General features: G+C 61.7%; 20 protein-coding genes and 6 pseudogenes. 9 read left to right on the plus strand and 17 right to left on the minus strand.

Annotated elements, in window-relative coordinates:
• Positions 1-189: 189 nt before the first annotated feature.
• The 3 genes and pseudogenes from JWR98_RS01890 to JWR98_RS01900 form a co-directional block, all read right to left on the minus strand.
• A pseudogene (locus JWR98_RS01890) lies at positions 190-1022 on the minus strand (TIGR03915 family putative DNA repair protein).
• Positions 1019-2238, minus strand: a pseudogene (locus JWR98_RS01895) (putative DNA modification/repair radical SAM protein). Before JWR98_RS01895 ends, JWR98_RS01890 begins: the two co-directional pseudogenes overlap by 4 nt.
• A 109-nt stretch (positions 2239-2347) precedes the next feature.
• Positions 2348-3685 carry a lysine N(6)-hydroxylase/L-ornithine N(5)-oxygenase family protein gene (locus JWR98_RS01900; RefSeq protein WP_078733835.1) on the minus strand — a complete coding sequence of 446 codons (1338 nt, stop codon included), beginning with the start codon at positions 3683-3685 and terminating at the stop codon, positions 2348-2350.
• 331 nt (positions 3686-4016) lie between these two features.
• Between JWR98_RS01900 and JWR98_RS01905 the strand changes: the two genes are divergently transcribed.
• A complete protein-coding gene (locus JWR98_RS01905) occupies positions 4017-4763 on the plus strand; it encodes an alpha/beta fold hydrolase (protein WP_078733836.1) in 747 nt (248 codons plus the stop codon).
• A gap of 129 nt (positions 4764-4892) precedes the next feature.
• Positions 4893-5756 carry a LysR family transcriptional regulator gene (locus JWR98_RS01910; RefSeq protein WP_078733837.1) on the plus strand — a complete coding sequence of 288 codons (864 nt, stop codon included), beginning with the start codon at positions 4893-4895 and terminating at the stop codon, positions 5754-5756.
• Positions 5757-5836: 80 nt separating this feature from the next.
• Here JWR98_RS01910 and JWR98_RS01915 read toward each other — a convergent pair whose 3' ends face one another.
• From JWR98_RS01915 to JWR98_RS01930, 4 genes are all read right to left on the minus strand, one after another.
• On the minus strand, positions 5837-7303 hold the full coding sequence (locus JWR98_RS01915; RefSeq protein WP_078733838.1) for an acid shock protein: 1467 nt from the start codon (positions 7301-7303) through the stop codon (positions 5837-5839).
• A gap of 114 nt (positions 7304-7417) precedes the next feature.
• Positions 7418-8479 carry a lipocalin-like domain-containing protein gene (locus JWR98_RS01920; RefSeq protein WP_205489201.1) on the minus strand — a complete coding sequence of 354 codons (1062 nt, stop codon included), beginning with the start codon at positions 8477-8479 and terminating at the stop codon, positions 7418-7420.
• Positions 8469-10931, minus strand: coding sequence for an ABC transporter permease (locus tag JWR98_RS01925; RefSeq protein ID WP_205489202.1), 2463 nt, complete (start codon positions 10929-10931; stop codon positions 8469-8471). The genes JWR98_RS01920 and JWR98_RS01925 overlap by 11 nt, the downstream gene beginning before the upstream one ends.
• 1 nt (position 10932) lies before the next feature.
• On the minus strand, positions 10933-11601 hold the full coding sequence (locus JWR98_RS01930; RefSeq protein WP_205489203.1) for an ABC transporter ATP-binding protein: 669 nt from the start codon (positions 11599-11601) through the stop codon (positions 10933-10935).
• A 275-nt stretch (positions 11602-11876) separates the two neighbouring features.
• On the opposite strand from JWR98_RS01930, the gene pmrG reads away from it, so the two are divergent.
• Together pmrG and arnT are read left to right on the plus strand one after the other, a co-directional pair.
• The gene (gene pmrG / locus JWR98_RS01935) at positions 11877-12551 is read left to right on the plus strand and encodes a lipopolysaccharide core heptose(II)-phosphate phosphatase PmrG (RefSeq protein ID WP_141063152.1); all 675 of its coding nucleotides are present in this window, start codon (positions 11877-11879) and stop codon (positions 12549-12551) included.
• A 188-nt stretch (positions 12552-12739) separates the two neighbouring features.
• A pseudogene (gene arnT, locus JWR98_RS01940) lies at positions 12740-14420 on the plus strand (lipid IV(A) 4-amino-4-deoxy-L-arabinosyltransferase).
• Here the strand turns inward: arnT and JWR98_RS01945 are convergent.
• Positions 14392-15102, minus strand: a complete 711-nt coding sequence (locus tag JWR98_RS01945; RefSeq protein WP_205489204.1) for an ATP-binding cassette domain-containing protein — start codon at positions 15100-15102, stop codon at positions 14392-14394. The pseudogene arnT and the gene JWR98_RS01945 sit on opposite strands and share 29 nt — an antisense overlap.
• Complete coding sequence (locus JWR98_RS01950) at positions 15102-15845, minus strand: ABC transporter permease (protein ID WP_205489205.1); 744 nt, start codon at positions 15843-15845, stop codon at positions 15102-15104. The genes JWR98_RS01945 and JWR98_RS01950 overlap by 1 nt, the downstream gene beginning before the upstream one ends.
• Positions 15846-16672: 827 nt before the next feature.
• On the opposite strand from JWR98_RS01950, the gene JWR98_RS01955 reads away from it, so the two are divergent.
• A complete protein-coding gene (locus JWR98_RS01955; protein ID WP_078733847.1) occupies positions 16673-16972 on the plus strand; it encodes a DUF6124 family protein in 300 nt (99 codons plus the stop codon).
• A gap of 45 nt (positions 16973-17017) precedes the next feature.
• On the opposite strand, the gene JWR98_RS01960 is transcribed toward JWR98_RS01955, so the two are convergent.
• Positions 17018-17890, minus strand: coding sequence for a LysR family transcriptional regulator (locus JWR98_RS01960; RefSeq protein ID WP_078733848.1), 873 nt, complete (start codon positions 17888-17890; stop codon positions 17018-17020).
• A gap of 147 nt (positions 17891-18037) precedes the next feature.
• On the opposite strand from JWR98_RS01960, the gene JWR98_RS01965 reads away from it, so the two are divergent.
• The gene (locus JWR98_RS01965; protein WP_078733849.1) at positions 18038-18811 is read left to right on the plus strand and encodes a glucose 1-dehydrogenase; all 774 of its coding nucleotides are present in this window, start codon (positions 18038-18040) and stop codon (positions 18809-18811) included.
• Between the two features lie 13 nt (positions 18812-18824).
• Positions 18825-19877, plus strand: coding sequence for an L-idonate 5-dehydrogenase (locus JWR98_RS01970; RefSeq protein ID WP_205489206.1), 1053 nt, complete (start codon positions 18825-18827; stop codon positions 19875-19877).
• Between the two features lie 22 nt (positions 19878-19899).
• Here JWR98_RS01970 and JWR98_RS01975 read toward each other — a convergent pair.
• The 3 genes and pseudogenes from JWR98_RS01975 to JWR98_RS01985 form a co-directional block, all read right to left on the minus strand.
• Positions 19900-20010, minus strand: a pseudogene (locus JWR98_RS01975) (PLDc N-terminal domain-containing protein); the annotation flags it as partial.
• A 42-nt stretch (positions 20011-20052) separates the two neighbouring features.
• Positions 20053-21339: a type II toxin-antitoxin system HipA family toxin gene (locus tag JWR98_RS01980; protein WP_205489207.1), complete on the minus strand. Its 1287-nt coding sequence runs from the start codon at positions 21337-21339 to the stop codon at positions 20053-20055.
• Positions 21332-21649 (minus strand): helix-turn-helix domain-containing protein, encoded by a 318-nt coding sequence (locus JWR98_RS01985; protein WP_078733852.1) that lies wholly within the window; start codon positions 21647-21649, stop codon positions 21332-21334. The genes JWR98_RS01980 and JWR98_RS01985 overlap by 8 nt, the downstream gene beginning before the upstream one ends.
• Positions 21650-22033: 384 nt before the next feature.
• Between JWR98_RS01985 and JWR98_RS01990 the strand changes: the two genes are divergently transcribed.
• Both JWR98_RS01990 and JWR98_RS01995 read left to right on the plus strand, forming a co-directional pair.
• The gene (locus JWR98_RS01990; RefSeq protein WP_205489208.1) at positions 22034-22276 is read left to right on the plus strand and encodes a hypothetical protein; all 243 of its coding nucleotides are present in this window, start codon (positions 22034-22036) and stop codon (positions 22274-22276) included.
• Between the two features lie 50 nt (positions 22277-22326).
• Positions 22327-23426, plus strand: a pseudogene (locus JWR98_RS01995) (DUF1835 domain-containing protein); the annotation flags it as partial.
• A 38-nt stretch (positions 23427-23464) separates the two neighbouring features.
• Here the strand turns inward: JWR98_RS01995 and JWR98_RS02000 are convergent.
• The 4 genes and pseudogenes from JWR98_RS02000 to JWR98_RS02015 all read right to left on the minus strand — a co-directional run bounded on the left by JWR98_RS02000 (position 23465) and on the right by JWR98_RS02015 (position 26144).
• Positions 23465-23953, minus strand: a complete 489-nt coding sequence (locus JWR98_RS02000; RefSeq protein WP_003174918.1) for an Lrp/AsnC family transcriptional regulator — start codon at positions 23951-23953, stop codon at positions 23465-23467.
• A gap of 44 nt (positions 23954-23997) precedes the next feature.
• Complete coding sequence (locus JWR98_RS02005) at positions 23998-24642, minus strand: HAD family hydrolase (protein ID WP_205489209.1); 645 nt, start codon at positions 24640-24642, stop codon at positions 23998-24000.
• Positions 24643-24690: 48 nt separating this feature from the next.
• Positions 24691-25981, minus strand: a pseudogene (gene gabT / locus JWR98_RS02010) (4-aminobutyrate--2-oxoglutarate transaminase).
• The gene (locus JWR98_RS02015; protein ID WP_139372333.1) at positions 25965-26144 is read right to left on the minus strand and encodes a hypothetical protein; all 180 of its coding nucleotides are present in this window, start codon (positions 26142-26144) and stop codon (positions 25965-25967) included. The pseudogene gabT and the gene JWR98_RS02015 overlap by 17 nt, the downstream one beginning before the upstream one ends.
• Between the last annotated feature and the right edge of the window lie 29 nt (positions 26145-26173).

A 26173-nucleotide genomic window follows, 5' to 3' on the forward strand; every position in this document is an offset into this window, starting at 1 on the left:
GCCATAAACCGGCATCCCTGCCGGTTTACCCCCCAAATCAATATCGAATTGCGGCCAGCGTGTTTGACGGGGCGCCTGACATCAAGATCAAAAGCCAGAGCAACAGCAACAGCCAAAGAGCAAGCAGTTGTGTCGATACCTCTGGCCATCCGGGGCAAACCGAATCGTCGCACCGTCCCTCCCACTTTTCTAACCGTGCCCACTTGAAATACGTTTGCCGGGTTTAGCGCCAATCAGCTTCGCCTGCCCATCCTTCTGCTTGCCCGTGCGGGCCTCGCTGATCAACCCCGGGATCAACTTACCCTCCGGCAGATTCTTCCAGAACCGGCTCGGCAGGTGCCCCTCCATTACCTTGGGATTGAGCCGCGCCGGGTTGAAAATATGGCTGTAGTAGGTCAACCACATGGCGCTGTGCGGGTCTTCGACACTCTGCGCCAACTGGCGCCAGGCCTCAGGGCATTGGCGCTGATGAATCAATTGCTCGCCGTCGTAATACACCCCATCCAATGGCGTGGCGATCATCCAGCGATGACGCCCCATGCGCCCGACAAAATGCTGGCTGGCGGACTTCAGGATGTCATGGGCCGGCTCATGCCAGGCCACATACTCCGGCAACTCGGGCCCCGCCTCGGGAGGCAGCGCAATAAACCGCACAAATGCATGCAGATGATGGGCTTCACGGCTCACCTGCTTGATCCGCCGCTGCAACTCGCTGCCCAGTTTGTCGCCCGCCAGCATGGCCGTGCGGTCGCCGTGGCTGACCCGCCACAGCACTTCATACAACAGGCTCCAGCGCTGTCACCGTGATAACAGGCGGCCGACTCCAGCAGTTCCAATAGCGCCTTGGGAATACGTGCCTGGGACGGCCCAAGCCCGGTGGGTATCGGCTCGTCGGTGGCAAACAGGTCCGCCACTTCGGCCTCGCCCCAACTGACCTGGCTGGGGTCGACCTGATGGCTGAGCAGCCAGCGTGCCTGTTCGCGCCAGGTGCTGAACAGGTTGTCGCATTCCAGGCTGATCATCCCCACAACCCCATCTGCTGCGGCTGCGGACGGTCGCGCAGTTGCTCGCGCAACAGCACGCTGGTGCTTTCAGCCTGTTGCGGATGGTAGTCGCTGGTGATGAAAAACGGCTTGGCCTTGGCCAGCACGCAACGCATGCGCGCCAGGTCTTCGAAGCGGATTTTGCGCTCGCGGCGCAGGTCCACCAGGCGCTGGGTGGTGCGCAGGCCGATACCGGGGATTCGCGCGATCAGGGTGGGTTCGGCGCGGTTCAGGTCCAGGGGGAACACCTCGCGATGCTCCAAGGCCCAGGCCAGCTTGGGGTCGATATCCAGCGCCAGGTGGCCGGGGCCTTCGAACAGTTCATTGGCGCTGAAGCCGTAGCTGCGCAACAGGAAATCCGCCTGGTACAGACGATGCTCGCGCATCAGCGGCGGCGCGGCCAACGGCACGCTTTTCGGGCTATTGGGGATAGGACTGAACGCCGAGTAGTACACACGACGCAGCTTGAAGTTGCCGTACAGCGCCTCGGCACCATGGAGGATGGTGCTGTCGTCGGTGTCGTCGGCGCGACGATCATCTGCGTGCTCTGCCCGGCCGGGGCAAACCGCGGGGCGCGGGGCTCGTTGAGCACGGTCTGCTCGCCGGTGTAGATGGTCTGCATGGCCTGCTTGATCGAACCGATCTGCTTCTCGGGCGCCAGGGTCTGCAGGCTGGCGTCGGTGGGCAACTCGATATTCACGCTGAGGCGATCGGCATAACGCCCGGCCTCGGCAATCAGTGCCGGGTCCGCTTCGGGAATGGTCTTGAGGTGGATATAGCCGCGAAAATCATGCTCTTCGCGCAGCAGCCGGGCCACCCGCACCAGTTGTTCCATGGTGTAGTCGGCCGAGCGGATGATGCCCGAGCTGAGAAACAGCCCGCTGACGCAATTGCGCCGGTAGAAATCCAGGGTCAGGGTGACCACCTCTTCCGGGCTGAAACGCGCACGGGGCACGTCGCTGGAGCGGCGGTTGACGCAGTATTGGCAATCGTAGAGACAGAAGTTGGTGAGCAGCACCTTGAGCAGCGATACGCAGCGGCCGTCGGGCGTGTAGCTGTGGCAGATGCCCATGCCGTCGGTGGACCCCAGCCCCGCCTTGCCCTCGGAACTGCGCTTGGGCGCGCCGCTGCTGGCACAGGACGCGTCGTACTTGGCGGCGTCGGCGAGGATGCTGAGTTTTTCGATCAACTGCATTAAGGGCTACCGATACTGGTTTTTTGTACAGTATCAGAGTATAGCTTCAAGCGACAAGTTGTGAGCTGCAAGCGTGTCGCTCAAAGCCAGCAGCTCAGCGCGCGAGCGGTCAGCTGGCGGTGGCCAGCAGCAGGTCCTGCATCGCGCGCGCCTTGTCACGCCCACGGTCCAATGCATGCAACGACGCCGCAATTTCATCGGCGCGAATCGGCAGTACCGACAGCAACGTATCGCTCAAGCCATGGCTCGCCTGGCTGAAGCCCTGAATGTAAATGCCCGCCTTGCAGCGCTCGTCGGTGACGATGCGGTAGTCGCGCGCCACCTCGAAGTCGCCCATGTAGGCGTGCAGCGGGGCGAGCAATTCACGATGCATGCGGCGTTCGTAGCCGGTGGCCAGGATCACCGCGTCGTAGTGGTGGGTGCTGGTGGCGCCCGTGGCGTTGTTGCGCAACACCAGTTCGATGCCCAGCGGGCCGGAGGTGGCTTTCTCGACCACGGTCATCGTGCGGAAGGCATGGCGGGCGATGCCGGAGACTTTCTGGCGATAGAGAATCCCGTAGATGCGTTCGATCAGGTCCAGGTCCACCACCGAGTAGTTGGTGTTCTGGTACTCGGCCACCAGACGCTCACGTTCGGCACCGACTTGCTGGAACACCAGGTCGGTAAACGCGGGCGAGAACACTTCGTTGACGAACGGGCTGTCATCCGCTGGTTTCAACGCCGAACCGCGCAGGACCATGTCCACTTGCACGGACGGGAAGCTGTCATTGAGGTCGATAAAGGCCTCCGCCGCGCTCTGGCCACCGCCGATGATCGCAACGCGCATCGCCTTGCCGTCGACACAGGGCTGGGCGGCCATGCGCTCCAGATACTGGCAGTGATGGAATACCCGGCTGTCGCCCTTGAGCGCCTTGAATGCCTCGGGAACGCGCGGTGTGCCGCCGGCACTGACCACCACCGAACGGGTGGTGCGCACATGCTGCTCACCCAGGGCATCGCGGGAAATCACGCGCAGCGCCTCGACCTGCTGCTGATGCAGGATCGGCTCAATGGCCAGCACTTCTTCGCCGTAGCGGCTCTGGGCCTGGAACTGCCCCGCCACCCAGCGCAGGTAGTCGTTGTACTCCATGCGGCACGGGTAGAAGGTGCCCAGGTTGATGAAGTCCACCAGGCGGTCGTGGGCCTTGAGGTAATTGACAAAGGAGTACGGGCTGGTGGGGTTGCGCAGGGTCACCAGGTCCTTGAGGAAGGAAATCTGCAATTCACTTTGGGTGACCAGGGTGTTGCCGTGCCAGCGATAGTCGGCCTGTTTGTCGAGAAACAGTACGTCCAGTTTACCCTGCGCGTTTTCACGCTCCTGCAGGGCGATGGCCAGCGCCAGGTTCGAAGGGCCGAAACCGATACCGATCAGGTCGTGAACCGCGGGCGAAGCAATTGCCTGTGTCATTCCTGTGTCCTCTGGATAAGCCCCTTGGCGGTCGGGGCGGGAATACCTTCAAGACCTGCAAAACAGATCATGTGTTGATAGGAAACGAGGACAGCGAAATAAAATTTAACTAACGGCTGATCAATGCGCATCCGATTCGCCGAATGCGTAATGGCAGTTTGAGCACGTGCAGACCAGCATCGCCTTGTACAAGGCATCGGGTGGCGGCTGGTGAAGCCGGATCTGATAAACAAAAGTCCGTTTTCGTACATCAGTCGCCTGCTAAGCCTACATTCACCGCCCAAGGTACTTGGTAAAAAAGCCGCCACCACACGGCCGCCCTGGACCTTTGATGACGCTTGCAAAATACCTCGCGTGCAGCGGCCTCTGGCTGGCAGCCAGCCTTGGCCATGCCGATCCGCTGATCAAGCCCACCGCCATCGATTGGCAGCTCGATTGCTCGCTGCCTGGCGTTGAACACCTGGACCCAAGCGTACTGGAGCGCACCCAGTGCGGCCTGGTCAGCGTGCCGCGCAATTACGCCGCGCCAGGGCAAGGCAACCTGCGCCTGCGGGTGACCCGCGTCGGCGCGCGTCAGCCGCTGAGCCGCGAGGGCCTGATATTCGTCCAGGCCGGCGAGGCACCGTCAAACAAAACAGCCGGCACCTTCGCCGTGCACCTGGCCAGCCGCTGGGGCAACTACACCACCCAGGCCTATCGCACCCTGCTCAACCGCTACGACATCATCGAACTCGACCCGCGCAATCTCAACCAGGCCAACGCCGTGGAACAGGCCGCGCAAGACATGGAGTTCGTAAGGGCCCAACTGGGTGACGCGCAACTGCATTACCTGGGCAACGCCGAGGCGACTCGCCTGGGCAGCCGCTACGCCGAGCTGTTTTCCGAACGCGTGGCGCGCATGGTGCTGGTCAACGCCGACCCTTTCGCCCCCAGCGCCGCACAGGTGCAACAGGTGCATCTCAAGGGCGCCAACAGCTGCGTCATGCAATGGGTCGGCGACTTTCTCGCCTACGGCAAACAGCCGCCGCCGTCCACGCGCTGCCTGGATTCGAGTGGTGGAAATGACATCCTGCGTTGATACCTGGCTCAGCGCGGTTCTCGCGCCAACAACGTTTTCCGGAGTTTTACGCAACGTGCTCCCGATAGCCTTGTGTAGCATTCCAATTCCTAACCTTTACACTGTCGCCCATTCTTCTCCGGGGGCTTCATGGACATCGAACTGGCACGGACTTTCCTCGAAATCACCCGCTGCGGCAGCCTGGCCGCGGCGGCTGAGAAACTGCACGTCACCCAGACCGCCATCACCGCACGCGTCAAGAACCTGGAAAACCAGCTGGGCTGTACGCTGTTCGTGCGCAACCGCGCCGGCGCCCGGCTGACGGCCGACGGCGAGGCCTTCGTGGTGTACGCCAACCAGTTGCTGCAAACCTGGGAAGCCGCGCGCCGCGACCTGCCGTTGCCCGATGGCTATCGCAATGTGCTGCATATCGGTGGCGAGGTGAGCCTGTGCAACCCGTTGATGCTCGGCTGGGCCCAGGCCCTGCGCGAACACATCCCCGGGCATGCGCTGCGCACGGAAATCCGCGAAGGCGAATACCTGCTGCGCCAACTGGAGCTGGGCGTGCTCGACGCCGCGCTGGTGTTCCAGCCGCAATACTGGCCGGGGTTGCAGGTGGAGCAGGTGCTGGAAGAAAAACTGATCCTGGTGCAGTTGGTGAGCCAGCCCGAGCCCTACGTGTACATCGATTGGGGCCCGGGCTTTCGCCAACAGCATGACGCAGCCCTGCCCGACAAGGCCCGCGCGGCGGTGAGCTTCAACCTGGGGCCGCTGGCGTTGCAGTACATCCTGGAAAACGGTGGCGCCGGTTACTTCCGCACACGGGTGGTGCAAAGCTACCTGGACAGCGGCGTGATGCAGCGCGTGCCCAAGGCCCCGGAGTTCAGTTTCCCGACGTACCTGGTGTACTCGCGGGCGCGGGATTCAGCGGTGCTGCAACGGGCGCTGGAATTGCTGCGCGGGGTGGTCAAGGCCGAAAGTGACTGGTCGCAACGCTGGGATCCACTGATTTGAATCGCCGCGTGCAAGCGGCCATCGACACATAAAAAAGGGGCAGCCAACTCAGGCTGCCCCTTCTCATTTACCGCGACGTATCAATGTGTAATGTCCTGGGTGCAGATATGCCCCAGGCTCACGTAAGGGACGTTATCGCCGCCTACCCCCACACCTTTGAACTCGTCCAGCTCGATCCGCCAGCCGCCGAAGTTGAAGGTGGTGTCCCAGTTGTACGCCACGCCGGTGCTGCTGTCCGGGATCACCACACGGTAATCGCCGAAGCACTCACCCAGGCCGGCACTGGCCAGGGTCGCGCCCGCGCTGTTGGTGGTGGCCTTGAAGTCGGTCCAATGGAACTCGGCACCGTCAAAGCGCTTGTCGACGCGCAGGATCGGCGTCACGCCCAACAACGGCACGCCTGTGGAATCGGCCCATTGCGTCGACCAGTTCAGCGTGCGCGCGGTCTGTGTTGCCAGCGGGAACACCGACACCGGCACGCGCACAATGTGGTCGCCCTTCACGTCGAAACTCTTCAAGCTCGGCGCCGAACCCAGGGTCAGTTTGTAGTGGGCACTCGGGTCCTGGGTGACGCCAGGGTTGGCACGGACACGCACCTGCGCCACATAACCAGGCGCCAGACCGGAGGCAACCAAGCTATCGCCGGCCGGTACCTGAACCCAGTTGTTACCTTCCAGACGCTCGAAAATCCACTGGTCACTCACCTCTTTCTTGTCATCGGTCAGGGACATCGCCACGTTCTGGCCACGGGTGGCCTGGAACGCGAAATAGTCGACATCGTTGGGGTTATCGAGGTTGCCGGTCACCCTGTTCAGGGCGTCGGGCAGCACGAACGAGGCTTGCGCGGTGTCGTTGGGTTCGTAGGCATCGATGTTGGTGTCCACCGCCACGCCAAAACTGAACTGCGCGTCGCTGGCCTCGTTGGCCACCATGTACCAGTAGTAATCCCCCGCCGGCAGCACGCCGCCCAGGAACTCATCGGCATTGCCCGCGTTGTCGGAAGTATCGACCAACTGCGGATTGCCCTGGCCGTCATCCCGGAACAGGCTCAGCGACATATTGGCACCGGCACTTTGATCGATCAGTTGCACCAGCACGCGAGCGCTTTGCGGCAGGTTGAAGTGGTAGGGAAATTCCTGGCCGGTCTGCACATCGGTGATGGTGTAGAGGGTGTTGACGTCCAGCGTCGGGAACAGCGGCACGAACTCGGCAACCGCCGTTTTCAACTGGTCCTGGGCGGGTTTCTTCAACTCGCTGTCAGCGCTGGCAAGCGTGGTGGTTTTAGCCGGTTGACGGGCCACGGCCTTGGATTTTCCAGCCGCCTTGACCGCCATCGCCGCCTTGAATTTTTGCTGCAACTGCGCGGAGACGGGCTTGGCCTGGAGCGTGCCGCCCGCCTTGAGGGCTTTTTGCGCGGCCTGCTTGAGCGCCTGTGCACTCAGCTTGGGGGTGGGTTGCGAAGGGTACTGCTCGGCCAGGGCAAAGGCCGAAACGAAGCAGGAGGCCGCCATGGCCGCGCCCAGCATAAAGGCTTTTTTCGATTTCATTTTTTATCCATCCATAGTTAAAAACTGAAGGTCAGGTGACATCCGGTCACCTGGGATGGAATTTAGCCAACAACTGTATGCATGTCCAGTATTTTTGTAGGAAATTTTACCTCTTCAATACCCGGTCATTTCCAGATACCCCACCCCACCCTCAAACCGCACCGGCCCTTCCCAATACGGAACACTCAGGTTCATCCAGGCATTCGGGTTGACGGCTTCGGTGGTGATATCCAGCTGTTTGCCGGGAATCTTCAGCGACCAGCGCGTCGGCAGGTTGCGCCCCTCAATGGTCGTGGTTGCCAGCGGTGCCAGTTGAATATCGACGTTGTGCAACGTCTGCGTATGGCCTTGCGGGTCGATCCAGGTGCCGGTGAGGTAGCCGCTGCCGCCCTGCTGGCGCACGCGGAACAGCATCAGTTGCGCCCCGCTGTCCAGGTGCAGGGAGAACCAGTCCCAGCCGGTCTGGCTGGCGCTCAGGGGTTGGCTGCTCCACTCGCGATCGAGCCAGGCGGGGCCGGTGACCTGGTACACCTTGCCATCCAGGCTCAGGCTGCCGCTCGCGTTGAAGAACGGCTGGCTGTAGTAGTACGACGCCTGGCCCTGGTCGGATTTGCGGCTGTAGCCGTTGTCGCCTTGCAGCACCAGCGCACGGCTGGAGGTCAGGTGCAGATCGTAGGCGAATTGCGCACCGCTGGCCTTGAGTTGCATATCCGCCAAGGCACTGGCGGCGCCGGGACGACTGGCAAAACTCCAATCGTCGATCCAGGCGTTGAAAGGCACCGCCTCGGCGCCAGCCTGGCCGACACCGCCGCGGGCCAGGCGCTCGGCGGCGTAGTGGCGGCTGGCGGAGGTGACGGCGGCGTGGCCAAGCCATACGGTGGAGTCACGCCAGCCCGCTTCTGTCGGCCCGGCCTTGAGCGCGTTGCGAAACAGCGTCCATTGCACGCCGAACTCATTTCCCTGGGCATCCTTGAGGTTGGCGGTGACGTACCACCACTCGATGCGAAAACCAGCATGCGGCCCGTGGTCGTCGGGAAAGCTGAAGACTTTGCCCGGCACCACCTGGGCAAAGTCCGCCGCATCACTGCCCAGGCCCGCGAAGCTCTGCGCCGGCGCGGGGGCTTTGTCGCAGCCTGCCAGCAGTAACACGGCACACAGCAAGGCTTTAATCTTCATGGGCGAATGTCCTCAACAAGTCCGCCGGACGGCTGCGGTACAGCTGCCACAACGGCCACGCCGATGCCAGCAACGTGGCCAGCAATGCCAGCCCGAGCAACTGCGCCAACTGCCACGGGAACACCTGCAACGGCAGGCGCCAGCCAAAGGCCTGCACGTTGATCACCGCATCCAGGCACCACGCCAGCAGCAGGCCCAACGGCACCGCCAGCACCAGGGTGAGCACCGCCAACAGCCAGGTCTGCCCCAGATTCAGCAGCATCAATTGCCGTCGCGTCACGCCCAGCGCCCACAGCGGTGCGAGTTGGCCCAGACGGCTCTGGCTCTGGGTCAGCAAACTGATGAACAGCGCCACGCCGGCCACGCCAAGGGTGAGACTGTTAAGGGCACTGGTCGCGGCGAACGTGCGCTCGAACACCTGGCTCGACCAGCTCTTGAGTTGCTGTTGATCGACGATGCGGCTGTCCTCCAGGGCAAAGGCGCGCTTCACCTCGCGCGCCAGCGGCGCCACATCAGTCGGCGCGACGCGCAGGTTGAAACGCGCCGGCGAAAGGTTCGGCCAATGCGCGAGCAGGTGCTCGGCGTTGACCAGCAGGTGGCCCTTGGGATTACCGTAATCGGCGTAGATCCCCACAATCCTCGGCGACCACACGCCCTGGGGCGTAGGGATGTCGAGCGTATCGCCGAGCGTGATGGATAACCTGCGCGCCAGCTGCTCGCTGAGCATCAGGGTGTCGTCTTGGTGCAAGCGGTCCCACGGTTCGTCCACCGCCGCCAGCAACGGCCAGTGCTGACGATAGGTCGGGTCGTCGACCACTCCGAACACGTCCGCCGGCCAGCCGCGCACTTGCACGGCGACCTGCCAGGTGGGCAGCACCGCGCGCACCACAGGCTGTTGCGCCAACCAGCGTCTGAGTTGCTCCGCCTGGGCCGGGCTTTGCGGGTTCAGGTACAGCTCGGCGGTGAGGCGTTGTTCGAGCCAGTGGTTGAAGGTCGAACGAAAGCCGGAAGTCATGGAGCCCGCACCGATGTTTGCGGCCAGGGCCAACAGCAGCGCCATCAAGGCCAGGCTCAGCGCCGGCAATTGCTGGCGACAATCGGCGAGAAACCACTGGCCGAGCACCGAACGGCTACGTCCCAGCCCGGCCTTGAGCAAACCGTTGAGCAGCACCGGCAAGCCCAGGGCGGCGCCGAGCAGCAATGCCGCCATCAGCACAAAGCCCGCCACCAGGCTATCGCCCAGCCACAGCGCCAACAGCGCGATGAGCAATGCCGCGCCCGCCACCCAAGCCTGACGCCGCAACCAGCGCCCATGGGCCTCATGCCAGGCTTGGGCATTGGCCAGCGCCAACAACGGCAAACGCGCCGCGCGCCACAGGCTGCCGGCGCCGGCGAGCAGCGCACCCAGCAGGCTCAAGCCCAACCCCGCCAGCCACCACCACGGGCTCAGGCTCAATTGCCCCGGCACCTCAGCGCCATACAGCCCACGCAAACTGGCGGCCACATCCGGCAGCAACAGGCTGGCCAGCAGGTAACCGCTGACCACGCCAAGCACGCCGCCCAGCAACGACAACGCCCCCAGCTCCACGCCCAGGCTGAGGATCAACATGCGCGCACTCACCCCGCAGGCGCGCAACGTACGCAACAGCCCGCGTCGCTGCTCCAGGGCCAGGCCGATGGCGGCATGCACGATAAACAGCCCCACCACAAAGGATAAAAACCCCAGCGCGTCGAGGTTCAGGTGAAAGCTTTCGGTGAGACGCGCAAGGTTGTTGTCCTCGCCCTGCTGCAATTGCAGCCCGGCAGGTGGCGTGGGGTGACCGGCGGCGAAGGCGTTGTCGAGCAACAAGCGCGACACCTGCCCCGGCATCTCCAGCAACGGTTGGGCGAAGCCGATATCGGTGAGCAACAGGCCGGGCGCCATGTCCGTTTGCGCCTGCAGCGGCGGCAGGCGTTGCCCATTGAGCAACCGCGGTTGCTGGCCCTCCCGCAGCCCCAGGGCCTGCAGGGTCTGCGTGGCGATCCAGGTGCGGCCCGGCGGCTCGAAGAACGCCAACAGTTGCGCCTGGCTCAAGCGCTGCCCCGCCACCGCGCCGCTGCCGGGCAACGACAGCGGTTCGATACCCATCAATTGCAAGCGCACATCCGCCTGCCCCTGGAGCTGCACGCGCCCCTGCACCACCGGCGACACCGGCCAGCCCGCTCGGCGCAGCTGGGCGAACAGGCTTTGCGGCAAACGCGCAGCGTCCGGCGCGCTGAGGCTGGCCTGGGGTTCGCCGCCGATCAGTTGGCTGGCGCGGGCATAACTGTCACGCGCCTGGCTGTTAAGCGCCTGCACCCCGGTCAACAGCGCGGTGGCCAGCCACAGGCCGGTCAGTACGCTGAAAAACTGTACAGGGTGGCGCCGCCAATGGCTGAGCAGTGCGCGCAGTGCCCAATAAAACACCGCCATCTCAGCGCGCGTCCGTGGGCAGGACATGGCCGCGATGCAGCACCACCTGGCGGTCCAGGCGCGCCGCGATGCGCGGGCTGTGGGTGACCATCAACAGGCTGGTGGGGCTGTCGCGCAGCACCTCCAGCAGCAGGTGCAGCACCTCGTCGCTGGTGGCTTCGTCGAGGTTGCCGGTGGGCTCGTCGGCCAACAACAAACGCGGGCGCGACGCCAGGGCCCGTCCCACCGCAACGCGTTGTTGCTGGCCGCCGGAGAGTTGTTCCGGATAACGCTTGAGCAAGTCGCCCAGGCCCAGGCGCTCCACCAATTGTGCCTGCCACGCAGGGTCGAAGCGCCGCGCCAGGCGCGCCTGGAAGGCCAGGTTGTCGTCGACGCGCAAGCTACCGATCAGGTTGAACTGCTGGAACACCAAGCCGATTTCGGTACGCCGCCAGTGGGCCAGTTGCGGTTCGCTCAGTTGGTCGAGGCGCTGCTCGCCGACGCGGATGCTGCCGCCGTCCACCCGGTCGAGCCCGGCCACCAGGTGCAACAAGGTGCTCTTGCCACTGCCCGACTCCCCCATCAACGCCAGGCTGCCGCGTGCGGCCAGGTGCAAGTCCACACCCGCCAACACTGCCAACGGGCCCTGCGGCGTGGCATAGCTTTTGAACACTCCTTGCACCTGCAACATGGCAACACTCGTTTTGTGGGCGGCAACCGAGGATAACGGCTGCGGATTGAAGCCATGCGAATTTTTCACATGGATTTCACCGGTTGCCCACCCACCGAACTCTAAAGTGCCGGCCAAACGTCACGCGTCGGCAACTTTTCAGTGACCACGCCTGGCAACTTTTTAAGCGCGACCTATTCAGCGAAAAGACAGCAGCGCTGTGACAGCCTCGCGCTTCACTGCGGTGACTTGCCATTACGTTGCGCCCAATTAATACAACATTGCCAACAGCGCCCATGGTGAATGAAGTGGTTGACCTTACCCTGACCAAACCACGCTCGCGTCGGGCTGCGCTCAAACGCCTGCGACGCCGGGGACTGGGCATTGCCGTGATCGCCCTGCTGCTGACCGCCAGCGTGTTCTGGCCGAACTCGCCGCGCAACCTGGGGGTGGGTGATCGCCTGCTGACCTCCGAGGTTTTACCCCTGTGGCGCGACGGCGACTTGATCGTCCTGGTGCGCCATGAAGAACGCTGCGACCGTTCGACCAACCCGTGCCTGGGCCCGGAAGAAGGTCTGACCATCAACGGCAGCCAACAGGCACAGAACCTCGGCAAAGCCTTTAAAAGCCTGGGCATGGACGGCAGCGACATCCTCGCCAGCCCCGCCATTCGCACCGCCCAGACTTCACGTTTCATGTTCGGCAAGAGCGACGTCACCTCGGGCCAGCAAGCAGTCTGCGGCGCGGCCATGGGCGAAGAATTGCTGAGCCACAAGCAGCCGGGGCGCAACCTGGTCTTCGTCACCCACAGCGGTTGCATCGCCGACTTCGAAACCGCTCTGGGCTACCCCCGTGCCCGTTTCCCCGAGTACGGCAGCGCCCTGTTCGTACAAGTGCTGCCCAACGGCAAGTTCAAGGCCCTGGGCATCATGAACAACCCCGACTGGCCGGCCGCACTCAAGCAACTCTAACCCCCCTGGCCATTACAGCCTCGGTCCATGTTCAGCAAAAAGACAGCCCTGTTCTGGCATGTTGAGTTGCCTCTTTCAATCAAGGACGTCATGACGACCTCCTGTTATTCAGTGAATACCGTGACCGCTTACGTTAATACTTCGCTACTTGAACATGATGAATATGAACGTCAAGAAGCGACGTGTTCATGAGCCGCCTGAAACCCCTGCCGTTATTGTTGCTGGCCTTCGCCGCGTTTTATCTACTGCCCCTGGGCCTGCACGGTTTGTGGACGCCGGATGAAACCCGCTATGCCCAGATCAGCCAGGAAATGCTGCTCAGCGGCAACTGGGTGGCGCCGCACTTCATGGGCGTCCGCTATTTTGAAAAACCGCCGGCGGCTATTGGCTGATTGCGCTTGGCCAGGCGCTGTTCGGTCAGAACCTGTTCGGCGTACGCATCGCCTCGGCCCTCACCACTGGCTTGAGCGTGCTGCTGGCCTACCTCATCGCCCGGCGTCTGTGGAACGACCCGCGCAAAAGCTTTGCCTGCGCTTTGCTGTACTTGAGTTTTGGCTTGGTCGCCGGGCAAGCCGGGTATTCCAACCTCGATCCGCAGTTCACGTTGTGGGTCAACCTCAGCCTGGTGGCATTGTGGTTTGCCCTCGACAGCAGCACCCTGCGCAGCCGCTTGGGTGCCTGGGTGCTGCTGGGGTTTGCCTGTGCCATGGGGTTCATGACCAAGGGCTTCCTGGCCTGGGTGCTGCCGGTGCTGATTGCCGTGCCCTATATGCTCTGGCAACGGCGCCTGGGCGAGCTGCTGCGCTATGGCCCGCTGGCGGTGGCCGTCGCGGTGCTGGTGTGCTTGCCCTGGGTGCTGGCGATCCACAACCAGGAGCCGGACTTCTGGCGCTTCTTCTTCTGGAATGAACACATCCGCCGCTTCAGTGCCGACGATGCGCAGCACGTGCGGGCGTGGTGGTTCTTCCTGCCGATCATCGCGGTGTCCTGCCTGCCGTGGGCCGGGTTGTTGCCCAGCACCTGCGCGCCACCTGGCAGCAGAGACGTCAACCGCAGATCAGCTTCCTGGCCCTGTGGCTGCTGCTGCCGCTGGGGTTCTTCAGCCTGAGCAACGGCAAGCTGCCGACCTACATCATGCCGTGCCTGCTGCCGCTGGCCTTGCTGATGGGGCATACCTTGAGCGACTTGCTTCGTCTGCACCGAGCCCGCCCGATCTGCCTCAACGGCCTCTTCAACTTCGTATTCGGCATGGCGGGCATGATCGGCCTGATCTACCTGCAAATCGCCAGGCCCGTGTACGGCAACAGCCACGCCGAGATGTTCAGCCTGTCCTTGGGCTTTATCGTGTTGCTGGCGTGGATACTCGCCAACCTGCTGCAAGCCTTCCGGCCCCTCACGTTGTGGGCAATGCCGGTGCTGGGGATTGGCGTGCTGGTGATCCTGCTGCCGGCGAGCATGCCCGCGCCGATCGCCGATAACGAAATGCCCGACACGTTCGTCCTGGAACATCAGCAACTGCTGCAGGAAACCCACGCCCTGCTCAGCAACGACCTGAGCCTCGCCGCCGCCCTGTCCTGGCGCCTGCAACGCCCGCAGGTGACGCTGTATGACACCGAGGGCGAACTGCGTTATGGCCTGCAATACGCCGATTCGGTTCAACGCAAAGTCGATCTGGACCAAGTACAGGCCTGGCTCAAGGACGCCCGCCAACATGGCCCGGTCGGCGTGCTGATGCGGGTCAGCAGCACCAGCGAAATGCGCGAGGTCGGGCAACTCCCGCCGGGGGGCAAGCGGTATTCCAAGGGGGTGTTGGCGTTGATTGTGTATCCGCAATCGCCCATTACGAACGCAGGCTCGCCGCCTGAATAAAAGCCTCATCCAGACTCGTGGCCTCGTAGGCACGCATAAAGCCTTGCGCGTCATTGAAGCGATTGAAGCGCCGCTGGCTGAGCATGTAAAAATCATCGCAGTGCGTGACGATCTCATCGACGTTGTGCGATGAAACCAGCACCGCGACGCCGTCCGCCGCCGCCCCTTCCAGACATCGCCAGATGTGATAGCGAAACTCAGGATCTACGCCCGCGGTGGGCTCATCCAGTATCACAATGTCGGCGTTGGCGCAGAGCAGCGACAAGGTGAAAAACCAGCGCTTTTCCCCGTAGCTGCAGAGGGAGGACTTTTTGTTCCAGAGTTCGCAGTAACGCTGCGCAATGCCAGGGCTCCATTTCTCGATTTGATCGAGCGCATGTTGTTGGGTGACCTTCGTTTCGGCGCAAAACAGCATGGTCATCTTGAAGATGTCGAACATACGCAATACAGCGGGCGTGCTGATGATTTGGGAGAGGTAAAGCAGCTTCGAAAAAGAGTTGTTTATCTCGCCGCCATCGATTTTCTTCAGGCCACAAAGCACGTCAAAAAACGTGGTTTTACCGGAACCGTTAGGCCCCACCAGACCCGAGATCGAACCAGCCTCAACCTCCAACGAGGCGTTATGAAGCAAGATATGAGATGCATATCGAACATCAAGCGAGTCCACAATAAGCCGTGCCATCAATAACGACTCCAAACGGGATTAATCAGTAAAAAGCGAAACATCACCCACAATGAAAGTACGAGGCAAATGACCACTACCACAACAACCCACCCACACTCCGCCACCCCTACCAACATAATTCTATTTGCCCACCACATCGGATTAAAAAACCTGACGATGGCAAGCATCGGATTTAGGGAACCGATGCTTACGATACCAAGCGCCAACATCGTTAGGGACAACATGGAAAAAACCGTACTTGCATTCTGAAAACCCACTGGAACCAGCGTCAACAAAAGCGCAGGTATGGAGAACAGCAGAAAGCAAACATAAAACCGCCCAACAATAACGAGATATTCGGCAAGACCAGCGACTCCGGAGGAATGACGTGTCATTACGTAGAAGACAGAGCAATACAGCATGGAAACAATCGAATAGGCAAAAAACTGTCCAGCAAGAAAAACAATTTTCGTCCGACCTGTGTAAACGAAGGATCGTAGGAAACCACTTTCTCTGCGACCCACTATGTAAAATGCCAACCCGAACAATGCAACACTTGAAGCGACAAAAGCGTAGAACCAGGAAGTACTGGACAAATAATCGGTAGCCACCTCAGTTACCGGTGCCCTTGTGTAGGTAATCAGGTAGTAGGTAACGACTGGGGAAATCACCGTCCAAAATAACGCGACAGGTTCTTTTAATTGTTCTTTGATAAACAACATTGCTAACAGAACAGGCTTCGACAGGGAATACAGGGTCATGATTCACCTCATGGAAACGGAACCATCTTTGCCAAGCGAGGCTGGAGCATCGATAACTTAAACCGACAAAATCAAATCTAGTCCCTGAGAAAAAAATCGCAATATTTATAAAAATCCATGTAGGAAATTTAGCCTCAATCATTGGGAAGTTTCACTCAACAATTTCGGACGATCAATAGTTGTAAAAAACACTAAACACCACTTCTCGCCGCGCATCAAAAACTTCTTTCTTTAGTAAATTAATAAGTTACGCACAATCAAACTATAAGAAGCAATAAGCGCCTGCGCAGACGTTTTCTTTAGGAAAAGGTTTTCCCCTCAAAGATGCAGATGATTAATCCGACAAATGGCAAACCTTAGGCTCTGTCAGGGCTCACCCAGAATGCGTAATTCCCGCGAGATCCAAATGTGGGGTTATCAGATAAATGTCTGCTGGCTGTCAGACCGTCACGGGGCAAGAGCCCTCACTGAGGATGAGAAACCGGGGACTAACAGCGGCGTTGCTGGCATTTGGTCATGCTTTGTAAAGGGCCAGCAGGCTGCATCCCTTTTAATTGCAGGACGTTTCCGAGACAATCCCTGCCGCCTTGCGCCTGCTGGAATCGGTGGCTAGTCTGCGGTCCGTCACTGCTTATCAGTGATCGGGTTTAGTCGCCCGGATTCTGAACAGGCGCACGCTCCCATGCGGTTTTATGGTGGCTGTGCGCAGGGCGCCCTCGGGCGCGCCGGGTTCCTGTTCTGACCGGTCGACTAACCTGCGTACAGCCGCCACCTTCGTTTAGTCGCGAAACGTGTCGGTTCCTTGAGATTCAGACAGGAGCTACACCATGAACAAAGTCCTACCCGATCCACCTATCGACCCCGCCAAAGACCGCGCCGCCTTCAACCGCGCCATCGACCATTACTTGCCCAGCCAAGGCTTTCACACCGTCAACGAAGACCTGAGCTTCGAAGATGCCCTGCTCTACACCGCCAGCCTGCTCGACAGCGCTTCGGCCACCGCGCTCGATTGTGGCGAGCAATTGGCAAGCCCCGAACGGGCGAAGATTTTGGCGGTGTGGCATTTGCTGGAAATTGCCAAGACCACGGTGGATCGTTCAATTGATTGCCTGAAACCCTCAGCCTGAACGCGGTCAATGTCGGAGGGGCATCGCACCGCCCCTCCAACGCGATCACCCACTAAACAACTCCCCAATCAAATTGAACAACGTGCTCTTCACCGCGCTGTCCAGCTCGGTCCAGGCCAACCCGGTGCTGGCCTGGAACGCGCCGAGTTCCAGAGGCCGCGACACACAGTTGGCCGGCAACGCCCGCGCTGCCTGCTGGGGCAATACGCCAATGCCCAGTCCGGCGCAGACCAGTGCCAGCATGGTGGTGAACTCGCCCAGCTCGGCAGCAACCCGCAAGGGCATGCCCAGTGCCCGGATAAACTCATCGTAGAACCCAGGCGCATAACGGCGCGCGAGGATATACACCGGCAGGTCACGCAAATCGGCGGGGAAGATGGATGCCTGCGCAGCCAAGGGGTGATCCGCCGGCAACGCCACGCAAAAACTCTCCCGCAACACCACACGCGTCTGCACCCCTGCATGCGCGGCGGGCAGGCGCATCAGGCCAAAATCCAGCAGGCCGCTTTTCAATGCGGCGGCTTGATCGGGGCCTGGCATGTCCTTGAGTTCCAGCTCGATACGCGGGTAGCGCTGGTGCACCGCGCGGATCAACTCGGGCAGCAACTGCGGCAGCACCGACGACACAAAGCCCAGGCGTACACGCCCGATTTCGCCACGGTTGGACGCCCGCGCCGCGTCCGCCGCCCGCGCCGCCTGGTGCAAGGTGGCCTGGGCTTCGGGCAAGAACACGCGACCGGCTTCGGTCAGCGTCACCGAGTGGCGATTGCGGTCGAGCAGGCGCACACCCAAGCCACTTTCGAGCAATTTGATCTGCATGCTCAGCGCCGGCTGCACGATCGACAACTGCGCCGCCGCCCGGCCGAAGTGCAGCTCCTGGGCCAGCACCACAAAGGCGCGCAAGTGCTTGAGCTCCATCGGACCTCCTCGGTGATCACGGATATTGATCAGCCGATCATAAATGAATATTGGCCGCTCCCCGCACTCTAGGGTGAACTAAGGTTACAAACGATCGCTAAAAATGAGTTTGGCTTATCACAATAAGCACGTCAGGAGACAGGCCCCATGCACAGCGTTTTAGACAACTTTCGCCTCGACGGCCGCCTCGCGCTGATCACCGGTTCGAGTGCCGGCATCGGCCTGGCCATCGCGCGTGGGCTGGCCCAGGCCGGGGCGCGGGTGGTGCTCAATGGGCGCAACCGCGGCACGTTGCGTGACGCGGCCGAGCTGCTCACGCAGGAGGGCCTGGAGGTGCACACCCAGGCGTTCGATGTGACCGACGGCGCGGCGGTCCAGGCCGCCGTGGCGAGTATCGAGGAACGCCTCGGCCCGCTGGAGATCCTGGTGAACAACGCCGGCATGCAACGCCGTGGACCGCTTGAAGACTACAGTGAGCAGCACTGGCGTGAGCTGATCAGCACCAACCTCGACAGCGCGTTCCTGGTCGGCCAGGCCGTGGCGCGGGCGATGATTCCGCGCAAGCGTGGGCGCATCATCAACATCTGCTCGGTACAAAGTGAGCTGGGCCGCCCCGGCATTGCGCCGTATGCAGCGAGCAAGGGCGCGCTGAAGATGCTGACCAAGGGCATGGCGATTGATTGGGGCCCGCACGGGCTGACGGTCAATGGCATCGGCCCCGGTTATTTCAAGACCGAACTGAACGCCAACCTGGTGGCCAACCCCGAATTCAGCGACTGGCTGGTGCAACGCACCCCGAGCCGACGCTGGGGCGACGTGGCCGAACTGGCCGGCGCGGCGGTATTCCTGGCCGGTGACGCGGCCAGTTTCGTCAACGGCCATATCCTGTATGTCGACGGTGGTATCACCGCATCGCTGTAACCCGGAGAACATCATGCACGCTATCGTCTGCCACGCATCAAAAGACCTGCGGGTGAGCCCTCAGGATGAGCCGCAAGCCCTCGGCCCCGACCAACTGCGCGTGCGCATCGCCCGGGGCGGCATCTGTGGCTCGGATTTGCATTATTACCAGCACGGCGGCTTCGGCACCGTGCGCCTGCGCGAACCGATGGTGCTGGGTCATGAAGTGTCGGCGGTGATCGATGCCGTGGGCGCGGACACCGGATTGTTCAAGGTCGGCCAGCGTATCGCGGTCTCGCCGTCACGCCCCTGCGGCGCTTGCCGTTACTGTCATCAGGGCCTGCCGAATCATTGCCTGGACATGCGTTTCTACGGCAGCGCCATGCCCTTTCCGCATATCCAGGGCGCGTTTCGCCAGAGCCTGGTGATCGAGACGCACCAGGCCCATCGCCTGGCCGACCACGTGAGCCTCGCCGAAGGTGCCCTGGCCGAGCCGTTGTCGGTGGGTTTGCACGCGATCCAACGCGCCGGTGCGGTGTTCGGCAAACGCGTGCTGGTGACCGGCTGCGGCCCCATCGGCAACCTCTTGATCGGCAGCTTGCGGGCAGCCGGCGCGGCTGAAATCGTTGCCGTGGACTTGTCGGCCAGTGCCCTCGCCTGCGCCGAAAAAATGGGCGCCAGCCGCACCCACAACCTTGCCGACGGCAACGACGCGCTCAAGCGCTACACCACCGAAAAAGGCTACTTCGACGTGATGTTCGAAGTCTCCGGCAGCGCCCAGGCCTTGCGCAACGGCCTGGAATGCATTGCGCCACGTGGTGTGCTGGTGACGGTCGGGTTGGGCGGCGACGTGACGCTACCGCTCAACCTGCTGGTCAGCCGCGAGATCGACCTGCGCGGCACCTTCCGCTTTCATCCGGAATTTGCCCAGGCGGTGGATTTGCTCAACCGCCAGATCATTGATGTACGGCCGGTGATCTCGCACACCGTGCCATTCGAACAGGCGGTGCGGGCGTTTGAGCTGGCGGCGGACAAGACCCAGGCGATGAAGGTGGTGTTGGATTTTGGCGTACCGGAACGACCCTAACCCCCCTTCCCCCGGCAAGCCCCCAGACAATTAGTCCTAGCAGCGGGAAGATGATCAGACCGATAGCCCAAGCTGCTTTTATTCCCGCAGTTTTATGGCTGCGGCGGCACAGGGCCCTAAGTGCTTGAAGCACGCGGCAGCATCGATCATGAGAGTCGCCAGCTTCTCCCAATCTTCAACGGCGACCGCTGCCCGCGTGCCTCTGGTGTAACCGGGCTACGTTCTGATCGATGCGGTCTTGGATCGTTCGCAAGGTGTCTTGAGTAATAACCTGTGGGTATAAGCTCTCGGCGATGGTTGCAAATTGGCTCGCCACATCACAAATGCCGTCAATCACTCTGCCTGCTGCGTCCGGAGCCACCTCGGCTTCCTCGGCAAGCCGAAGCATTTGCGTGCGAGAAATCGACAGGGCTTCCCCCATCACATCCATCTGATGATATCCACTCGGCCCCTCGCAGAAGGTCACGTCGTAAGCCGGCGACAGTCTCCACTGACCGTCCTGCGACATGATGTAGGCAAAGTTCTTGGGGTGATCGTCTCGGTTGTTGAACGCAACATTGAAGACGACACGTTCGAAGGCCACCGCCATCTCGCGCACGTCGTTGGTACACATCTGTGTTGCCCGCAAGAAGTTGACGTAGTCCAACACCCCCGGAGACCGGTAATTTGCCCCCGTAAAGGCCGCGAGGCTTTGCATGGGTACGCGCAGACCATCCCGGCGGTCAAATCGCTTACTGGCAAACGCTGCCAACCCATTAGGCAGACTGAAGTACTGCGTGTCGGGGGTTTCGATACCGCACATGCGCAGGCACTCGGCGTAGACCATTTCGATAGCGCACACCTCGGCATGTTCTTCTTTGGCCGGGAACTTAACCAACCATGCTTCAAAGCCCGGCGTGACGGCAGTGGTAAACCCGCCAGTTTCGGGATCGCGATAGACGAGGGCCTTAGGCCTTGCACCTTGAGGCGAGCCGCCCACCAGCAGCAACGTCTGCAGGAATTCGCCACCGTCACCATGGAGCACTTCCTGCACTTCGCCAGCAAGCTGTTCCAGCGGGATGTGGACTTCAGATTCCTGACCTTCGGGCGCCACGGGCTCAAACGTGATGGCACCCATCGCATTGCTACCGATGTAGGCTAGCCGTTCCAGTGAGCCGATGCGCGCAGTGGTGAGCCCGCGGCGCCTGAACATACGGTCCATCAGCAACATGCCCCACCCATCCGGCAACGAGTCGTAAACAGGCCCTGGCAAGTACAGTTGGTGGTCTGGAAAATCTCGGCGCAACTGAGCCCCCTCCAGCGGCAGCGTGTAGGAGGACAGTTCCAAGCCCCTTTGCCTGGCTTCATTGCGGTACTCGAACACGATCAGCGGGCGACCGGTCAGGGCGGTCGTGCAGACCAGCGTGCCCCATTGCCATCGCTCACCCCAGCCTTCGTAGAAGACGTTCACCTGCTCAAGCATTGCCGGACTTCCTCTTTGTACGAAGACGATTGGCACTGTTTTCGTAGCGCCGAATATCCTCGATGCTATCCAGCTTTGGCAGGAACAGGCCTTCGAGTTCCTTGGTTCGGCCAAGGGCCATCGCCACCCGGACCACGTTCTCGAACCCGACATTGCGCCCGGCTTCAAGGTTGGACACGGTGTTGGTGCCGATGCCGGCACGCCCGGCCAAGTCGGCTTGTGTCATGTCCAGCGCCAAGCGCTCTGTGCGCAAGCGATCGCAGAGGCGCTTGACGACCTCACCCGGCTTGCTGAAGCTTAAATCCAACATAGTGTGTATACAGCCCATTCTGTGCCAGTTAACTCCCAAAATTATAGAATTAACCTAGAGCCCTATCAAGCGACGTTATTTCCCCGGTGTCACATCGGGGGCGGAAAGAAAAAAATATCGTAAAACCCACCAGCCAATATCCGACTTTCATCAGTCACTCTCCTTGAGCGCCAAACAACGCTTGGCGTTCGCAGAGCATAGCCGGGGTTTATCGAGCTGCTGATCAGCTCAGGCGCACTGGTGAGGCGGGTGGTGCGACCTTTTCATTCATAAAATCAAACTATCGCAACCTGAACAGCTCAGAACTTCAGGGGCTGCTGCGCCGCTATCGCAAACCGGTTCCCACCGCTGAACATTGTGAAACCTCAAGACAGGAGCCCAACCTTGATCGCACAAATCATGATCGCCGCACTCGGCGTCGTCGCCATCTGGTTCAGCCAGAGCAAACGCTTGAAGGTGCGCCGCTACGCCTGCCTGTTCGGCATGGCGGGCCAGCCGTTCTGGTTCTGGTCCTCGATCAATGCCGAGCAATGGGGCATCGTCTTGCTCAGCTGTTTCTACACGGTGGCGTGGGCCAAGGGCATCAAGACTCACTGGATTGATCGCACGCCGGACGTACCCGCGTGATTTGCAATCGCGCACCGCGCTGCCTATATTTGCCGCCTGGCGCTCTCTACGCCACCCCGTCCCAGGCCCAATGGCAGCTCGCCAAACAGCTGGGTTTCAGCAGTTGGCCCAAGCTCAAGGCGCATATCGACGCCCTCGACTTCGCGGCTCGCTACCCGGATTTCGCCGCCAGCGATGAAGCGCGCACCACGCACTGGCGCTGCGGCAGCGACATCGCCCACAACCTCAAGCTGGCAGGGTTCAAGGGCCACTTCCGGATGCTTACCGACCCGCTGTGCATGGGCCCGGTGCGCGACCTGCCCTACCAGGCATTCCGTGACATGCGCAGCGCGTTTATCAGCCAGGCCTTCGCCCTGGACGAAACGGACATAGCGCGCCGTGTGGCCGACGAATACACCCAGCTTGAAACCCTGGCCAGCGCCGAACACAGCGTGCTGTGGTGCGAGGCGGACGCCTATGACCAGCTGTTTCTGATCCGCGCGCTGGCCGGCCTTGAGCACGCACCGCCCATGCTGGAGCTGGTCGAGGTGGACCGCATCCCCGGCGTCGAGCGTTTTATCGGCATTGGCCAACTGGCGCCGGATGTATTGGCGTGGCTGTGGCCGCAACGGCGCATGATCGATGACGCCGCGGTTCACCTGGCCAAACAGGCCTGGGCGGCCTATTGCGACAGCTCACCCATCGCCTGGGCGCAGTTGGCTCATACCGAGCAGGCCGCCCTGCCCTTGCTGGCACCGGCACTGCTGCGTCAGTTGCAGGAGCTGCCGGGCTTGAGGATGGCCTGTCGCTGACCGAACGCCTCGCCCTCACCTACATCGCCGAAACCGGGCCGGTCCCGTTCGGCCGGGTGTTCGCCGAGTTGATGGCCAAGCGCGAGCCGCTGCCGTTTCTGGGCGACATGATGTTTCATGCGCTGCTGCGGCCGTTGATCGATGGGGAACAGCCGTTACTGTTGGAAACCGAGGCCCATCTGCAATGGCCTCAGCGCAGGTTGGCGTTGACGCCGTTGGGAAACGACGTACTGAGCGGCAACGCCAACTGGATAGCGCATACCCGACACGAGCGATGGGTGGGCGGAGTGTGCACTCGGCCGGGTGAGGCTCATTGGGCGTTGGACCGCACCCTCAAGCCGGTGTGGCGCGACCGTTAGCATTGTGGTGAGCGGGCTTGCCCCAATGGCCCGCTCCCTCAGTGCCGCAGCAACTTGCGCAGCGGCACGCCATCCTTGAGCACCGGCGATTTGATCACGATGTAGCTGAAGTACTTGGAGATGCCGATGTTCTTGTCCAGCAGGCTTTCCACCACTTCCTGGTAATGCTGGATGCTGCGGGTCATGAAGCGCACCAGGTAGTCGTAGCCACCGCTGATCAAGTGGCATTCGAGCACTTCGTCCACCAGGCGGATATTGGACTCGAACTTGGCGAAGTCTTCGCGCTTGTGGTCGCTGAGGGTGATCTCGGTGAACACCGTGACCGAGTCAGTGATCTTGGCCAGGTTCAAGTGCGCCTTGTAGCTGGAAATATACCCCGCCGATTCCAGCCGCTTGACCCGTTGCAGGCATGGGCTGGCCGACAGGCCCACGGCGTCGGCGAGGCTGACGTTGGTCATCCGGCCGTCTTTTTGCAGTTCAACCAGAATGCTGATGTCGATCCGGTCCAGCTTGACTAGCCCTTCCATTGCGTACCTCTTGACTGCCGTTTGTAAGCAATCTTCTAGCAAAATCAGCGCCGTAAAGACAGCTGATGCTGCGCCACCAGGTCCGCCATGCTGTTGATGCAGTACTGCGCCGCGCAGGGCGAAGGCTGACGGGCCCGGTGGCGGCCGATCAAACAGCGGTCCAGCGAGCCGTGTGCGCCGACCGACGGGCCGGTCACATGCAGCACCGGTTGGACCTCTTGCGCCGGTTCATTGAGCCATTGCAGGTCATCGGCCAGGGAAATGAAGTCTTCCGGTGCAATGCCCAGCCGTTCGCACAACACGCCGCGATCCTGCGCGTCACGGTCGCCACGCACCAGCAACCGGTAGAACTTGCGCAGATACAGCATAGCCCCCGGTGCGTCCTCGAACAGTGACCAATTACCCGCGGACCGGGCAAAGCTCATGCCCTCCTCCCAACTGGCGTGTACCCCCCAGCGCTCAGCGAGCTGGCGATGGGCGAAACACAGCACGCCACTGAAGCCCAGCTCCGCGAAGCGCGGGTATAAGGCTGCGACCACCGCGTTGTATTCGACCTGCACCTGCTCCCTGGGCGGCTGCCCGCCGCGACTGTCGAGCAGTGGTTGCAAGGCGGCCCATACCCCCGAGTCGCGGTCCACCAGCACTTCATCGCAATCGATCAGCAGCGCTCGATAATCTGTCAGTCCCATGTGCGGTCAAGCCTCCAATGATGCAGTTCACCTTGAACAGGCACAGGCTCAGTTCAAGACCCGTGCCAAGGCGCCATCCAGAATTTTCACGGCTTCGTCGACCTGGGCTTCGGTGGTCACCAACGGCGCGAGGAAGCGCAGCACGTTGCGGTGCACGCCGCATTTGATCACCAGCAAGCCACCGGCGCGGGCCGCGTCGATCACTCGTTGGTTGAGGTCGGCATCGGGCGTGCGCGCCGGGTCATCCTTGACCAGCTCGATGGCCAGCATAAAGCCGGTGCCGCGTACATCGCCGATGCGCGGATAGCGGCCTGCAAGCCGAGCAGGCCGTGGCGCAGGCGCTCGCCGAGCGCTTGGCTGCGGGCCAGCAAGTGTTCCTGTTCGAAAGCTTCGATCACCGCCAATGCCGCCGCGCATGCCAGGGCGTTGCCGCCATAGGTGCCGCCCAGGCCGCCGGGCAGCGGTGCATCCATGATGTGCGCCTTGCCGACCACGCCGGATAACGGCAAGCCACCGGCCAGGCTCTTGGCGACGGTGACCAGGTCCGGCTGGATCCCGGCGTGCTGGAAGCCGAACCAGGTGCCGGTGCGGCCGAAACCGGTCTGGATTTCATCGAGGATCAACACAATGCCGTGCTTGTCGGCCAAGGCGCGCAGAGCCTGAAGAAACGCCGGCGCGCGGTGAGGAAACCGCCATCGCCCTGCACCGGCTCGATGATGATCGCCGCCACGCGCTCAGGCGCTACCTGGGTCGCGAACAACTCATCCAGCGCCTGAAGTGCCAGCTCGCTGGTCACGCCGCGATAAGCGTTCGGATACGGCGTGTGAAACACCTCCGGCGCAAACGGCCCGAAGTTCTGTTTGTAGGGTTGGCTCATGCCGGTGAGCGTGGTGCCCAGCAGCGTGCGGCCGTGGAAACCGCCACGAAAGGCGATCACCGCCGAGCGATTGGTGTGGGCACGGGCGATCTTCACCGCGTTTTCCACCGCCTCGGCGCCGGAGGTGAAAAACGCCGCCTTATAGGCCTCCTGCCCACCGATCATTTCACACAGGCGCTGGGCCAGATCAAGGTAAGGCGAGTAGGCCACCACCTGGAAACACGCGTGGGAAACCTTCTGCAATTGGGCCTGCACCGCCGCGACCACCTTGGGATGGTTGTGACCGATGTTCAACACGCCGATGCCGCCGACAAAATCCAGGTAGCGCTTGCCATCCACGTCCCACAGTTCGGCGCCCTGGGCGCGGTCGATCACCAGCGGGTGCGCGGTGATCAGGCCTCGGGGCACGAATTGCTCGCGCTGACGGAGCAAATGAGGGGTTTCGTCAACTTTGCTGTTCATGGCATTTCCCATCGTGAATGCGGCAACCGGAAGGTGGTTGCGATGCTGTCCAGCGTACGGCGTGCGGGCAACCAACTACGCCGAACTTGGCTCGTGAGAAATGCGGATCGACTGTTTTGCCCTGGCCTTTCAACAGATCCTGCGCCGGGCTTTGGGTGATCATGAGCGTCTTCTTTCATCCAGCAGGAAATG

The sequence above is a fragment of the Pseudomonas lactucae genome (assembly GCF_016937615.1).
GTDB lineage: Bacteria > Pseudomonadota > Gammaproteobacteria > Pseudomonadales > Pseudomonadaceae > Aquipseudomonas > Aquipseudomonas lactucae.

Bases quoted from the DNA above. Each gene is read 5' to 3' on its own strand.
- JWR98_RS01960 (WP_078733848.1), bottom strand. From the start codon at position 17,890: ATGGAGCTCAAGCACTTGCGCGCCTTTGTGGTGCTGGCCCAGGAGCTG.
- JWR98_RS01900 (WP_078733835.1), bottom strand. From the start codon at position 3,685: ATGACACAGGCAATTGCTTCGCCCGCGGTTCACGACCTGATCGGTATC.
- JWR98_RS02000 (WP_003174918.1), bottom strand. From the start codon at position 23,953: ATGGAAGGGCTAGTCAAGCTGGACCGGATCGACATCAGCATTCTGGTT.
- JWR98_RS01955 (WP_078733847.1), top strand. From the start codon at position 16,673: ATGAACAAAGTCCTACCCGATCCACCTATCGACCCCGCCAAAGACCGC.
- JWR98_RS01965 (WP_078733849.1), top strand. From the start codon at position 18,038: ATGCACAGCGTTTTAGACAACTTTCGCCTCGACGGCCGCCTCGCGCTG.
- JWR98_RS01970 (WP_205489206.1), top strand. From the start codon at position 18,825: ATGCACGCTATCGTCTGCCACGCATCAAAAGACCTGCGGGTGAGCCCT.
- JWR98_RS01945 (WP_205489204.1), bottom strand. From the start codon at position 15,102: ATGGCACGGCTTATTGTGGACTCGCTTGATGTTCGATATGCATCTCAT.
- JWR98_RS02005 (WP_205489209.1), bottom strand. From the start codon at position 24,642: ATGGGACTGACAGATTATCGAGCGCTGCTGATCGATTGCGATGAAGTG.
- JWR98_RS01920 (WP_205489201.1), bottom strand. From the start codon at position 8,479: ATGAAGATTAAAGCCTTGCTGTGTGCCGTGTTACTGCTGGCAGGCTGC.
- JWR98_RS01915 (WP_078733838.1), bottom strand. From the start codon at position 7,303: ATGAAATCGAAAAAAGCCTTTATGCTGGGCGCGGCCATGGCGGCCTCC.
- JWR98_RS01910 (WP_078733837.1), top strand. From the start codon at position 4,893: ATGGACATCGAACTGGCACGGACTTTCCTCGAAATCACCCGCTGCGGC.
- JWR98_RS01930 (WP_205489203.1), bottom strand. From the start codon at position 11,601: ATGTTGCAGGTGCAAGGAGTGTTCAAAAGCTATGCCACGCCGCAGGGC.
- JWR98_RS01980 (WP_205489207.1), bottom strand. From the start codon at position 21,339: ATGCTTGAGCAGGTGAACGTCTTCTACGAAGGCTGGGGTGAGCGATGG.
- JWR98_RS01950 (WP_205489205.1), bottom strand. From the start codon at position 15,845: ATGACCCTGTATTCCCTGTCGAAGCCTGTTCTGTTAGCAATGTTGTTT.
- JWR98_RS02015 (WP_139372333.1), bottom strand. From the start codon at position 26,144: ATGATCACCCAAAGCCCGGCGCAGGATCTGTTGAAAGGCCAGGGCAAA.
- JWR98_RS01925 (WP_205489202.1), bottom strand. From the start codon at position 10,931: ATGGCGGTGTTTTATTGGGCACTGCGCGCACTGCTCAGCCATTGGCGG.
- JWR98_RS01905 (WP_078733836.1), top strand. From the start codon at position 4,017: ATGACGCTTGCAAAATACCTCGCGTGCAGCGGCCTCTGGCTGGCAGCC.
- JWR98_RS01985 (WP_078733852.1), bottom strand. From the start codon at position 21,649: ATGTTGGATTTAAGCTTCAGCAAGCCGGGTGAGGTCGTCAAGCGCCTC.
- pmrG (WP_141063152.1), top strand. From the start codon at position 11,877: ATGGTGAATGAAGTGGTTGACCTTACCCTGACCAAACCACGCTCGCGT.